Source organism: Bordetella muralis, from assembly GCF_054781015.1.
This window is the reverse complement of record NZ_BAAGVF010000003.1, coordinates 479,316-491,537: the sequence shown is the minus strand read 5'-3', so window position 1 is coordinate 491,537 and position 12,222 is coordinate 479,316. Positions and strand designations below refer to the sequence as shown.

Annotated in this window: 10 protein-coding genes; 2 read left to right on the top strand and 8 right to left on the bottom strand. The window is 59.9% G+C overall.

Features of this window, described 5'->3' with window-relative positions:
• Positions 1 to 19: 19 nt before the first annotated feature.
• Complete coding sequence (locus tag ACYVIT_RS07320; protein WP_415806442.1) at positions 20 to 1,003, bottom strand: AraC-like ligand-binding domain-containing protein; 984 nt, start codon at positions 1,001 to 1,003, stop codon at positions 20 to 22.
• A gap of 133 nt (positions 1,004 to 1,136) precedes the next feature.
• Here ACYVIT_RS07320 and ACYVIT_RS07315 point away from each other — a divergent pair, with 133 nt between their 5' ends.
• On the top strand, positions 1,137 to 2,567 hold the full coding sequence (locus tag ACYVIT_RS07315; RefSeq protein ID WP_415806441.1) for a spinster family MFS transporter: 1,431 nt from the start codon (positions 1,137 to 1,139) through the stop codon (positions 2,565 to 2,567).
• Positions 2,568 to 2,589: 22 nt separating this feature from the next.
• Here ACYVIT_RS07315 and ACYVIT_RS07310 read toward each other — a convergent pair whose 3' ends face one another.
• The 7 genes from ACYVIT_RS07310 to ACYVIT_RS07280 all read right to left on the bottom strand — a co-directional run bounded on the left by ACYVIT_RS07310 (position 2,590) and on the right by ACYVIT_RS07280 (position 11,495).
• Positions 2,590 to 3,579 carry a Bug family tripartite tricarboxylate transporter substrate binding protein gene (locus ACYVIT_RS07310; protein WP_415806440.1) on the bottom strand — a complete coding sequence of 330 codons (990 nt, stop codon included), beginning with the start codon at positions 3,577 to 3,579 and terminating at the stop codon, positions 2,590 to 2,592.
• Positions 3,580 to 3,779: 200 nt separating this feature from the next.
• On the bottom strand, positions 3,780 to 4,595 hold the full coding sequence (locus ACYVIT_RS07305; protein WP_415806439.1) for an enoyl-CoA hydratase: 816 nt from the start codon (positions 4,593 to 4,595) through the stop codon (positions 3,780 to 3,782).
• 55 nt (positions 4,596 to 4,650) lie between these two features.
• On the bottom strand, positions 4,651 to 5,394 hold the full coding sequence (locus ACYVIT_RS07300; protein WP_415806438.1) for a FadR/GntR family transcriptional regulator: 744 nt from the start codon (positions 5,392 to 5,394) through the stop codon (positions 4,651 to 4,653).
• Positions 5,395 to 5,463: 69 nt separating this feature from the next.
• Complete coding sequence (locus tag ACYVIT_RS07295) at positions 5,464 to 6,642, bottom strand: CaiB/BaiF CoA transferase family protein (protein ID WP_415806437.1); 1,179 nt, start codon at positions 6,640 to 6,642, stop codon at positions 5,464 to 5,466.
• Between the two features lie 249 nt (positions 6,643 to 6,891).
• Entirely contained in the window at positions 6,892 to 9,414 is a 2,523-nt protein-coding gene (locus ACYVIT_RS07290) for a branched-chain amino acid ABC transporter ATP-binding protein/permease (RefSeq protein ID WP_460478173.1), read from the bottom strand.
• Positions 9,411 to 10,289, bottom strand: a complete 879-nt coding sequence (locus ACYVIT_RS07285; protein ID WP_094820445.1) for a branched-chain amino acid ABC transporter permease — start codon at positions 10,287 to 10,289, stop codon at positions 9,411 to 9,413. The genes ACYVIT_RS07290 and ACYVIT_RS07285 overlap by 4 nt, the downstream gene beginning before the upstream one ends.
• 21 nt (positions 10,290 to 10,310) lie before the next feature.
• Positions 10,311 to 11,495 (bottom strand): ABC transporter substrate-binding protein, encoded by a 1,185-nt coding sequence (locus tag ACYVIT_RS07280; protein ID WP_415806435.1) that lies wholly within the window; start codon positions 11,493 to 11,495, stop codon positions 10,311 to 10,313.
• A gap of 278 nt (positions 11,496 to 11,773) precedes the next feature.
• Between ACYVIT_RS07280 and ACYVIT_RS07275 the strand changes: the two genes are divergently transcribed.
• On the top strand, positions 11,774 to 12,208 hold the full coding sequence (locus ACYVIT_RS07275) for a nuclear transport factor 2-like protein (protein WP_415806434.1): 435 nt from the start codon (positions 11,774 to 11,776) through the stop codon (positions 12,206 to 12,208).
• Positions 12,209 to 12,222: the final 14 nt, after the last annotated feature.

Genomic DNA, 12,222 nt, shown 5'->3' with positions numbered 1-12,222 from the left:
TGCAGCATCGGCATGTGCGTTAATTACTCGCAGTGCGTAGTGTCTCAGATGGCAGGCAGCCGTATCTTTTTCGATAGTGGTTGGCAAAATGGCCGAAGCTCATCACCCCGTGACTCACGAGAATATCGGTCACACTGGTGCCTTCGCCCGCCGCTTGCAATGCGGCATGTACCCTTGCCAGGCGCTGATTGCGCATGTAGTCACTCGGATTCTGACCGAGAAAACGCATAAAGCCATTCTGCAAGGTCCGCACCGACACGCCACAATGCGACGCCAGCGCACTCAAGGGAATCACCTCATCGGCATGTTGCTCGATATAGTCACGCGCCTTTCGCACATGGGCGGGTAACGGCTGACGCGGATCCCGTGTCAGCGCCTCGCTATAGTTGTGCGGCAATTGCGTCAGCAACAGCGCCGCGAGGTAATCGGTAAAACTGCCGGACAGTGTCTGCGACACCCCATCGAGGGCAGGATGGGCGTAAAGCCTGCAAAGATAGTCAAACGTCGCCCGCACGGCCGCAACACCGGGATGCTGCGATGGCACATCCACCTCGAATACCAAAGGCTGGCGCAGCGGACGTTGCAGCAAACTCTGCAGATGACGTTCCAGCGCAAGCCGGTCAACACGCAAAATCAGGCTGCGACAGTCCTTGTCAATGCTGATCGTACTGCGTTCCGACGGCGAAGACACAGTCAGACTCCCCGCCTTCAGCCAGGCGCGCTGCCCGCCCAGACGGACCTCGCCACACCCGCGCAAGGTCGCCCGCACCAGATAACAACTGGCGATATCACCCGCGTCTATTTCAACCGCGGCGCCGTAATGCAGATCGTAGAGCGCAGCGTTGCCGAACTGCACGCCATACAGCCGCGAAGACAGATCCTCGCCTGGTCCCACTCGCATGCGATGCGACCACAAATGATGGCTGACCTGGTCCTTTACTTCGGCCGCATTGGCCGACTGGAGTAAACAGTAGTGCTGCAGCGGATAGCTTTCGTCGAACATGCTTTCTGCGCCAGAGGAACAGTCATTGCGTGCGCGGTATAGCTGCTACCTCCGCAAGGGCCGTAAAACGTTAGGACTGAACAGAATGCCTGGCCAACGATACAACCATGCCGGCTTCGTATAAGGGGAAACCATGATTGCTGAAGCCCGCGGGACGGTATCGCCGAGTAGGCAGACCTACGAATGGTACGTCGTGTGCATCTGCATGCTAGCGTACATATTCTCGTTCGTCGACAGACAGATTCTGGCCTTGATGATCGAGCCGATCAAACACGATCTGCAACTCTCCGACACGCAATTCAGCCTGCTGCACGGACTGGCGTTTTCCTTGTTCTATGCGGTGATGGGAATACCCATCGCCGTGCTGGCCGACCGCTATTCCCGGCCACGCATCATCGCTGTCGGCGTGGCCTTTTGGAGCCTGGCGACCGCGGCCTGCGGCCTGTCCCGGAATTTCTTGCACATGTTCCTATGCCGCATTGGCGTAGGCATCGGTGAAGCCGCGTTATCTCCTGCGGCGTACTCGATGATGAGTGATATGTTTCCGCGCGAAAAACTCGGCCGTGCGGTCGGTGTCTACTCGATCGGCGCCTTCGTCGGCGGCGGGATGGCTTTCTTGATCGGCGGTTATGTGATCGACTTGCTAAAAACGGTCGATAGCGTAGCCGTGCCGTGGGGCACCATGAAGCCCTGGCAATTGACGTTCTTCGTGGTCGGCTTGCCTGGCTTGCTGGTGGCTTTGCTGATCCTGCTGACTGTGCGGGATCCGCAGCGCAAGGGGCTGACGCGCAACGCTGACGGTCAAGCGCAGCGGCCGGGCATCACGGTGACGATGCGATTTCTAGGCCGGCACCGGGCCACCTTTGCCTGCCATTATCTCGGCTTCTCTTTCTACGCGATGATCCTGTTCTGCCTCTTGGGCTGGGCACCGGCGTATTACATGCGCACGTACGGCATGACGCCGACTCAGGTCGGCTATATGCTGGGTGTTGTCGTCCTCGTCACCAATACGGCGGGGGTATTTTGCGGCGGCTGGCTGATGGACCGGCTGGCGCGACGCGGCCGGGAGGATGCACCGATGCGCGCTGGCGTCATCGGAGCCTGCGCAATGGCCTTGCCAGCCATCGCGTTTACCCAGGTCGACAATGTGTATGTCTCGGTGGCCTTGCTGATCCCGGCGATGTTCTTTGCGTCGTTTCCCATGCCGACCTCCACTGCCGCGATGCAAGTCTTGCCTCCGAATCAGTTCCGCGCCCAGATATCGGCGCTATTTCTGCTGGTATCGAACCTGATCGGCCTGGGACTGGGCACCACCCTGGTGGCGCTGCTCACCGATCGCGTCTTTGGCACGCCCAAAGCCGTAGGCGACTCGATGGCGGTGTTGATCAGTGTCGCGACGCTGGCCTGCATCGTATTGCTGGGCGTGGGCTGTGGCGCGTATCGGCGCAGTCTGGCGCGCGAGCGCGCAGCTGCGCCCCCCGAAGCCGAGGCGGTTGCAACGAAATCGTCCTCTCAACAAGCGCCCGTCCTGCGCACGCAAGCAACCGCATCCGCACCGGAATAAACGCCACTGCCGCTTATCCAGCTCAATCCACGCGGATATTTACCGATTGCACTACGCCGGCCCATTTATCCAGCTCGCTGCGAATGAACGCGCCCAGTTCCTGCGGTGTGCTCTGGGTCGGCACGGCCCCTTCTTTTTCAAAGTGCTGACGCAGTGACGGAGAGGACATCGCCCGATTGACGGCAGCGTTCAACGTATCGATCACAGCCTGTGGCGTTCCTTTTGGGGCCAGCAACGCATTCCAGGTATTGATGTCATAGCCCTTGAACCCCGCCAGCTCTCCCAAGGCCGGCACGTCAGGCAGTTGTGGGGAACGCTCCTGCGTCGTGACCGCAAGCGCGACGAGATTATTCGCACGAACCTGCGATATCGCACCAGGCAAAGTCGCGAAACTGAACTGCGCCTCGCCCGTCATCACAGCCGTATTCGCCAGCGCGCCGCCGCGATACGGCACATGCACCAGATCCAGGTGTGCCTGTTGCGCAAACATCGCGCCCGCCAAGTGCACCGGCGACCCATTGCCGCTGGACGAATAGTTCAGTTGACCAGGCTTGGATTTCGCCAGCGCCACCAACTCGTCCACACTCTTGATCGGCAGCTTCGGGTTTGCAATCAAGAGCAGCGGGATCGATGCCACCATGCCGATCGGCTCAAAGCCTTTGACAGGGTCATAACCCAAGGTCCGCTTGTATAAAGCCGGGTTGATTCCGTGACTGGATACCGTAGCCATGAACAAGGTATAGCCATCGGGTTTGGAGTCCTGCACATACGATGCCGCGATGTTTCCCGCCGCACCGGGCTTGTTCTCGATAATGATCGATTGCTTGAGCTCTTTACCCAATTGCTCGCCCAGCACGCGAGCCAGAATGTCAGTCGTGCCGCCTGCGGCATAACCGACCACAATGCGTATGGGCTGCTGGGGATAGGCTGCCGCGGCTGCAGGCGCATTGCTCGCGACAGCCGTCAACGTCAACGCCATCGCTGCACACCCTCTAAAGAAATTACGTGTCATGCGTGTCTCCGAATTATTGGTATTGAATCCCTCTGGCATGTGACCGTTCACCGGTTCTTCTCTATGCCAGACTCGCTCGCACTCCATGCCCCCACAGGGGGATCTGCGCGTGGCGAGCGCACGCGTCCCTGCCAGGCAGATGCCCGGCATGAATCTCTACTTCAGCTCAAACGTTGATGCCGCTGATTCAGCGGCCGTGATCAGGTCCCGGTAAATACCGGCGGCCGTTTCTCGGCAAATGCCTTGCGCCCTTCGCGATAATCGTTGCTCTCAAAGCAGGCCATGACCAGCTCACGCATCGCCTGCGTATCGACCTCAGGCCCCAGCTGCTGCATCTGGCGAATCATTTTCTTGCCGGCGAACAAGGTGAGTGGCGCATTGGCAGAGATCTGCGACACGTAGTCCTGCACGACCTGATCCAGCTCGGCGACTGGCGCGACCTGGTGCAACAGTCCCCGGGCATGGGCCTCGTCAGACGTATAGCGGGCGGCGGTCAGAAAGATCTCCAACGCACGTGCCGGCCCCACCGCAGTCACGAGATTGCGTATTGCCGTCATCCGATAGCCCAACCCCAGCTTGCCCGCCGGGATCGCAAACGAACTGTCATCCGAGGCGATGCGCAGATCACAACACAGCGCGATGTTCAGCCCGCCGCCGATGCAGTACCCCTTGATCCGCGCAATGGTCGGTTTGTCGTAGTCGTACAGCGCCAGTTGCGCCGTCTCTGCAACTTTTTCATACGCCAGCACCGCGTCCTCGCCCGAGCGCAAGGTATCGAACTGCGAAATATTGGCGCCGCTGACAAAGGCCCGTTCACCGGCCCCGGTCAACACGACGACGCGTATGGCCGGATCCTGTGCGAATGCCTGCAATGCCTGCGGAATGGCATCCCACATGGCAAACGAGACCGCATTGTGACGTCCTGGATCATTAAACGTAATCCATCCGGCAGCGCCACGTTTTTCAACAATGAGATTGTCAGTGATGCGGTCTTGCAGAATGCGTTCAGCGCTCATGATGCTTGTATCCTGATCGGGCGAAATCCGTGTGCCGTGGCACATCGATAAAAGACTATCCTCGTCCCGCTGTCTCTGGCTCCACCGCACAGGCGTTGCCTCGCAACAAGGCATGCCGGCGTTGCATGCCATTAGTCAGATGCTCGCGCATCGCGGCGCGTGCAGCGTCGCTATCGCGCGCGGCGATAGCGTCAAAAATGCTATGATGCTCGGCCTCGATCTGGGCCACGCGGTCCGTGCCGGCACTGCTGTAGCGCAACGTGCGAACGGCATCGCCGATCGCGCGGCCAAACAACGACAACAGGCGGACGAAATACGGATTATTGGTGGCCTGGCAAACCGCCATATGAAAATCCAGCGCACGGTCCGCACCATGACGCCAGTCTTCGCCTGCCGCGTCCACGCGCAACAGCGCCTGACGCAATGCCTCCAACTGAACCTCTGTGCGCTGCTGCGCTGCCAATGCCGCCGCGCCCGCCTCGATTTCCACACGCAATTGGTACACATGCTCCAGGGCGTCTGCCTGCAATAGATCGGCCGGCAGAATTTCGAAATTGTGCGGCCCAGGCTCAGCCGCCACGAAACTGCCCACGCCACGCTTCGTCTCGATATAACCCGATAGTTTCAACCGAGCGATCGCCTCTCGCACCACGTTGCGGCTCACGCCGAACAACTGCGACAACTCGAACTCGGTAGGCAACCGCTGACCTGGCTCGAAAGCCTGGCTGATGATTTTTTGACGGATCTGCTGCGCGATCTCGTCAGGCAGGTTGTCAGGCCGGTTCAAATTGTCGAACATTGACCCGGTCGTCGGTTTCGGATTGGCCATGAAAGTCCCGGCAAAGAAGCGTGTGAGAACCGGATGTTGTCACACGACGCCTGCCGCACGCAAACGCTCGCAGGCCACCGCGTCCAGACCCAGCCCGCGCAGAATCTCGTCCGAATGGGCCCCCGTTTCCGGCGCAGCATGCACCGGCGGCATCTCCGCATCACCGAATACGACCGGCGGTGCCATGATGTCGATCTCTCCACGTTGCGGATGACGCACGCGTCGCGTCATCGCCAGATGCCGCACCTGTTCATTATCGAATGCCGTATCCATCGACAGGATCGGTCCGCACGGCACGCCCGCCGCGTTCAAGCGCTCGATCCATTGCGCACTGCTGGCAGTCAAGGTGCGCGCGATGATCTCGCGATTGAGGTCCGCACGGTTTTCCACCCGCAAACCTGCCGAGGCAAAACGCGGATCCGCATTCATTTCCGGCACGCCCAGCACATCGCACAGGCGCGCGAACATGCTGGACCCCATAGCCGCGATATTGATATAGCCATCAGCAGTGGGATACACCCCGGTAGGCGCGCTGGTGGGATGATCATTGCCCGATTGGCCGGGCACCTCGCCATCGATCAGCCAACGCGTCGCCTGAAAATCCATCATCCAGACCTGAGCCTGCAATAGCGAGGTTTGCACCCATCGTCCCTGCCCCGACCGTTCTCGATCCACCAAGGCCATCAGAATGCCTATCGCCGCAAACAGGCCCGCGCTCAGGTCCGCCACGGGGATCCCGGCCCGCATCGGGCCGCGACCCGCCTCGCCTGTCACCGACATCAGACCGCTGAGCCCCTGGGCAATCTGATCCAACCCGGGACGGTCCGCATAGGGACCATTCTGGCCAAAGCCCGAAATGCTGGCATAGACCAGCCCCGGATTGATCTCGCGCAACGACGCATAGTCGATGCCCAGCTTGTGCTTGACCGAGGGACGGTAGTTTTCCACCAGCACATCGGCGCGCTTGACCAGGTCCATGAAAATGGCCTTGCCCTCCGGATGCTTCAGGTTCAAGGTCAAACTGCGTTTGTTGCGGTGCGTGTTCTGATAATCGCTGAACTTGGCGGCGCCGCCCGGCTTGTCGTCCTTGACCTCGCTGGGCTCCTCGATCTTGATGACATTCGCCCCCCAATCCGCAAACTGCCGGACGGCGGTAGGCCCGGACCGGACGCGCGACAGATCCAGCACGGTGAAGCGATCAAGGGGAGCAAAAATCATCGGTTTGTCTCGGTATATTTGTAGGATGTTGGACATCCTACTTACCTTGTTGGGCGATTTACATCATGGAAAACCCTGCCCGGTTCAGGCTTGCCTGCGGTTCAGGACGAGGTCACGCCGCGCCGCTGACGCGAGCGCGGCGCCGCCCTTTCACACTCGTCGGCTTTGCGATGTACGCCGATCCGCCTGTGAGCGACCGATGCCCAATATCGAGCACTCACCGCGCGGATCAATCACAGCACGTGCGGGCTATCCATGCCCGCCGAGATAAGCATCTGCCAATTCGTCATTGGCTGCGATTTCCGCTGCCGTGCCCTGCGCCACGACGTGCCCGCCTTCCATCACATAGGCCCGATCGGCGAGCGCGAGTGCCAGGCCTGCCATCTGATCCACGAGCAAAATCGTCATGTTTTCCTCGCGCAAACGATCCAGCGCCGCGAACAGCTCGGCAATGACTTTAGGCGCCAATCCCAGCGAAGGCTCGTCCAGCAACAGCACGCGCGGTCGGCTCATCAAGCCGCGCGCGACTGCCAGCATCTGCTGTTCCCCACCAGACAAGAGGCCCGCGCGCTGATGCAAGCGCTCGCGCAATCGCGGGAACCGCTGCAACATGCTTTCCACGCGTGCCTCGCGATCCGTCTGATCCAGGAACGCGCCTAGTCTGATGTTGTCCAGCACGGACAGCTCGGGGAAAACCTGACGGCCTTCGGGCACGAGCACCAAGCCCAGGCCCACGATATCTTCTGCAGCACGGCCCTCTAGTTGATGGCCATCGATATGCATCGCCCCCGACTGGCTGCCATGCAGGCCAGCCAGCGTACGCATCAACGTCGATTTACCTGCGCCGTTCGCGCCCAACAGCGCGACCATTTCTCCTGCGCGTACTTGCAAGCTGATGCCATGCAATACCGGCTCGGCGCCATAGCCCGCCACCAGCGCATCGACGCCCAGCAGTTCCGCGCCTGGTGTGCGTGTCGTGCTTGATTCCTTGGACGCCACCTCCAGCGACTCACCCAGATAGGCTTGCTTGACCGCCGGATCATTCTGCACCTCGGATGGCGTACCCACCGCCAAGCGCCGCCCAGCATCCAGCACCACCAACTGATCCGAGATCGACATCACCAACGTCATATCATGCTCGACCAGGGCGACGCCTATGCCCGCGTCCGCGATACGGCGCAACAGCGTTGCGAGACGGTCTTTGTCCTCGCGCGACAGGCCTGCCGCAGGCTCGTCCAACAACAGCGCATCGGGATCCGTGGCCAATGCACGGGCGATTTCCACCAAACGGCGATCCACGTGCGCCAAGCCGGCCGCATTGATCGCAGGCGATCCTTCATAGCCGCAAAATGCCAACAATGCCCTCGCCTGCTGGCGCACCGTCTCGCTGCGATACCGCCCCGATGCAAGCAGGCCACCCAGACGGCCGCGGCTCATCGCCAAGGCGACGTTATCCTCGACGCTGAGCGTGCCAAACAATTGCGATGTTTGATACGTACGCGCCACACCGGCACGAGCGATACGGAATGCGGATAAGCCCGTCAACGATTTGCTTCCCAACGCCACTTTGCCGGTCGAGGGTCGATAGAACCCGCTGAGCATGTTCAATGCGGTGGTTTTACCGGCACCGTTAGGACCGATCAGGCTCGTCACGGCGCCAACAGGGACACGCATCGACAACTCGCTGACGGCGCGCACACCGCCAAAGGTGATACCGAGTCCGTCCGCGGCCAAAGACGCGCGTTTGCGTTGTGGCAGTGCCAACGCGCCAGCAGCAGCAGCAGCAGCAGCAGCAGCAGGCTGGCCTTCAGCCGACTCGTTGACACCACCCGCACGCGCCACATTCTGAAGTTTAGCCATCACCTGACGCCACAACCCCACCAGCCCCTCGGGCGCGACCCACAGCACCAACAACAACAGCGCACCAAAGAACAGCAACCGATAGCTCTCCAACGACGCGAGCAGTTCAGGCAGCATCCCGACAATCAAGGCCCCCACTATAGGACCGACAATCGTTCCCGCGCCGCCCACGATCACCACCAGCACGAACAGAATCGACTGCATGAAGCTGAACGTTTCCGCCGTCACAAAGCTGGACAAGGGAGCAAACAACCCACCTGCCAATCCCGCCGTGGCCGCCGACAAGGTGAACGCCGCCGTTTTGACCACCAAGGGATTCAAGCCAATGGATTGCGCGGCGGTCTCGCTATCGTTCACGGCGCGCATCGCTGCGCCCCACGTCCCGCGCGACAGCAGCGCATAACCTATCATCAGCACCGCGGCAGCCAACACCGCCAGCACCGTCACGGTCTGCTCCGGTCCCCAACTCGCGACCAACTGCGGCGGCATGATGCCCATGATGCCGTTCTGTCCACCGGTCAGGTCGGGCATCTCCACAATCGCATGCTGCACGATGAAGCTGAACGCGATTGTGATCATCGCCAGATACGGACCCTTGACACGCAACGCAGGCAATGCCAACACTGCCCCGAGCGCCGCAGCGATCAAGGTACCCGCGCCCCACGCAGGCCAGAAACTCCAACCCGCCTTGGTCGTCAAGATCGCTACGGTGTAGGCGCCTATGGCATAGAACCCCACATGTCCAAACGACACTTGCCCCGTCAGTCCCAACAACACATTCAGACCGATTCCAACAATCGCAATCAATGCGATATTGGCCAGCACAAACACGTAATAGCTATTGAGCGTGAATGCGAGCGCCAGTGCCACGACGACCAGCGCCGCCCCTGCTGCAAGAGATTTGAGCTTCATACTTTCTTGACCTCGGCCCGACCAAACAAACCATTGGGCCTGACGGCCAACACCACGATCACCAATGCAAACGTAATAATCTGCGTGTAGCCCGACCCGAGCGTGACCGTGACCATGGCTTCGGCAATACCAAAGATCAACCCGGCAAACATCACGCCCCACGCGCTGGAGATGCCTCCTAGAATCGCCACGGCAAATGCCTTCAGGCCGAACAGCGTACCCATGTCGGCATTCACGTTGAACAAAGGCGCGATCAAGATGCCCGCGATACCGGCGAACAAGGTAGATACTGCAAAGGCTGCGGCCACCGCGCGCTTGATGGGAATGCCCATCAAACGCGCCGCATCACGGTTCTGCACCACGGCCAGCAGCGCCGTGCCCCAGCGGGTACGCCGCGCCACCACATGCAGCGCGGCAGCCAGCGCAAAGCCCATCAGCGGAATCAACAACTGCAGCGGATAGACGCCCAAACCCAGCCCCGACACCTCGATCGGCGACACCGCCAAGGGCGAAGGCAAACTGCGAGGTTCCTTGCCAAAGGTATGCATCACCACGTTGTCCAGCACGATACCCAATGCCACCGTAGACATCAGCCAGGCATTGGACCCGCGCGAGGCAAAGGGCCTCACTGCCAGGAACTCCACCAATAAGCCATACAACGCGCAGCACAGCAACGCCAACACAATGGCAGGCCCCATCCCCCATCCCAGCGTCTGGGCAAAGGTAAAGCACAGCACAGCGCCCAACATCATCGAGCTGCCCTGCGCGAAATTGACCGTGCCCGAAACAGAATGGGTCACATGAAAGCCCAGTGCCATCAGGCCATACATGCTGCCCAGGCCCAGGCCACTGATTAGCGCCGCTAGTAACTGCATTACAGACCCCGACTGATTGCCTTATTTCGCCAGCCCGACGGGCAAGATGCGGTTGTCAATGAACTGCGCCCAAACGTAATCCTGTGCGCTCAACGCGTCATGCACCTCGGGTGAGAACGGCTGCTTGTACTGCTTGATCAAGCCGTCGTAACTGTCGATCTTGTAGAAGCCTTCGCGGATCGCATCGCCGTCGGTGGAGCCCGCCTTTTGAATCGCCAATGCCGTCAACTGCATCGCGTCATAGGCATTCGCGACGCCCACAGCCGGGGTGATGTCTTCAGGCCCCTTGATATTGGAGTACTTGGCTTTCAGCGCCGTGATGACCTTTTCGCCAACCGGCGATTGCTTGCCAAAGAAGCTATACGTCTGCACGAAATGCACTTCCTTGGCATTGGGGCCAGCGAGTTCGGTAAACCGGCCGCCGGCAGGTCCCCAATGCGATACCACGGGCACTTTCCAACCCATGCGATCCAATGACTTCACGACCTGTGCGGAGGGTCCGACGTTGCCCACCAGGAACAACGCATCGGCGCCCGCGGCTTTCAACCGCGTCAATTGCGGCACAACATCGACGTCGTTGCCTTCGAATTTTTCGCTACCCACAGGCTTGATGCCTTTGGCCGCCAAGGCCGCGACCAGCCCTCTTTCATTCGATTCGCCCCACGGGTTGTTCACCATGATCAAGCCGAACTTCGAGGCATTGAAGGTCTTTTGCGCATAGTCCACCATTGCGACATCGACCACCTCATCGACCGCAGAGACACGGAATACGTAGTTGGGATTCGCGCCGTTCTTCGTGATTGGCGTGCCTGCGGCCCACGGGCCGATAAACGGCATCTTGGCTTGATTGACCAACGGCACGATCGCCATGGATACCGGCGTATCCAGACCGCCAAAAATCGCAGCGACTTTTTCCTTGTAGATCAACTCGCGCGCCGCGACCACGCCCTTTGCAGGATTGGCTTCATCATCACGACGCACCAGCTCCAGCTTGCGGCCGTCCAACAAACCGCCTTTGGCATTGATCTCGTCGATGGCGACTTGCATCCCACGGGTAATGGCTTCGCCCGCCAACGCTGATTGCCCGGACAACGCAGTAATCAAACCGATCTTGATCGGCTCGGCAGCCTGCGCACCGGCCCCCAGCCCCGCACAAAACAGGGCGATAGTCGTGCAGACAAATGTGCGGCGAGAAAAGCGAGACATGGAGTGCTCCCGAAAGTGGTCGTAGTCAAAGGCGCTGAAGTAGCCCTGACCTGCACTCAAGCAAAAGCCATGCCAATACCTTTTTCCTGCCGCCATCCTGGCACGCTGTTTGCTTATTTCCGTATGAGTTTTTGTCGGCAATCCATATGGATTTATTGCCGACAATCCATGGAAATCATGCGGTCAGAATAGGTTGAAGCCCTGTGCCACGGCCTGTTCGAGCCCATCACGATTGCAGTTCTTATGCACCGAATTGGCGCATCAAATGGGAGAAAACGATGCACGACGCACCACAACAGCACAACACTCACAACGCGAATGATCCCGGCGCCTTGGTCGACACCTACCTGATCACACTGATGAAACCCGACCCCGAGGGCGCGCGCCGATACGTCAGCGGCGACCTGCGTATTCGCTTCACAGGCGGCCGCGAGATGCGCGACCCATCGGAATGCACCGCCTTTAACAAGGCACGCTATGCCTGGGTGAAAAAACGTTTTGAATCCACCGACGTGGTGGCTGGCGCCACGGATGAATACGCCGTGGTCTACAACCGTGGCACGCTATATGGAGAATGGCTGGACGGCACGCCATTCGAAGGCAACCGCTATGTCGACCGCTACGTCGTACGCAACGGCCTGATCACGGAGATGGACGTCTGGAACGACAGTGCGGAATGGATGCTGGTCCGGGCGGGATTGGCCACACTTTGAATCGCAGGATACTC

Excerpts from the sequence above, each read along its gene's own strand:
- ACYVIT_RS07320 (WP_415806442.1), bottom strand. The coding sequence starts at position 1,003 with ATGTTCGACGAAAGCTATCCGCTGCAGCACTACTGTTTACTCCAGTCG.
- ACYVIT_RS07315 (WP_415806441.1), top strand. The coding sequence starts at position 1,137 with ATGATTGCTGAAGCCCGCGGGACGGTATCGCCGAGTAGGCAGACCTAC.
- ACYVIT_RS07310 (WP_415806440.1), bottom strand. The coding sequence starts at position 3,579 with ATGACACGTAATTTCTTTAGAGGGTGTGCAGCGATGGCGTTGACGTTG.
- ACYVIT_RS07305 (WP_415806439.1), bottom strand. The coding sequence starts at position 4,595 with ATGAGCGCTGAACGCATTCTGCAAGACCGCATCACTGACAATCTCATT.
- ACYVIT_RS07300 (WP_415806438.1), bottom strand. The coding sequence starts at position 5,394 with ATGTTCGACAATTTGAACCGGCCTGACAACCTGCCTGACGAGATCGCG.
- ACYVIT_RS07295 (WP_415806437.1), bottom strand. The coding sequence starts at position 6,642 with ATGATTTTTGCTCCCCTTGATCGCTTCACCGTGCTGGATCTGTCGCGC.
- ACYVIT_RS07290 (WP_460478173.1), bottom strand. The coding sequence starts at position 9,414 with ATGAAGCTCAAATCTCTTGCAGCAGGGGCGGCGCTGGTCGTCGTGGCA.
- ACYVIT_RS07285 (WP_094820445.1), bottom strand. The coding sequence starts at position 10,289 with ATGCAGTTACTAGCGGCGCTAATCAGTGGCCTGGGCCTGGGCAGCATG.
- ACYVIT_RS07280 (WP_415806435.1), bottom strand. The coding sequence starts at position 11,495 with ATGTCTCGCTTTTCTCGCCGCACATTTGTCTGCACGACTATCGCCCTG.
- ACYVIT_RS07275 (WP_415806434.1), top strand. The coding sequence starts at position 11,774 with ATGCACGACGCACCACAACAGCACAACACTCACAACGCGAATGATCCC.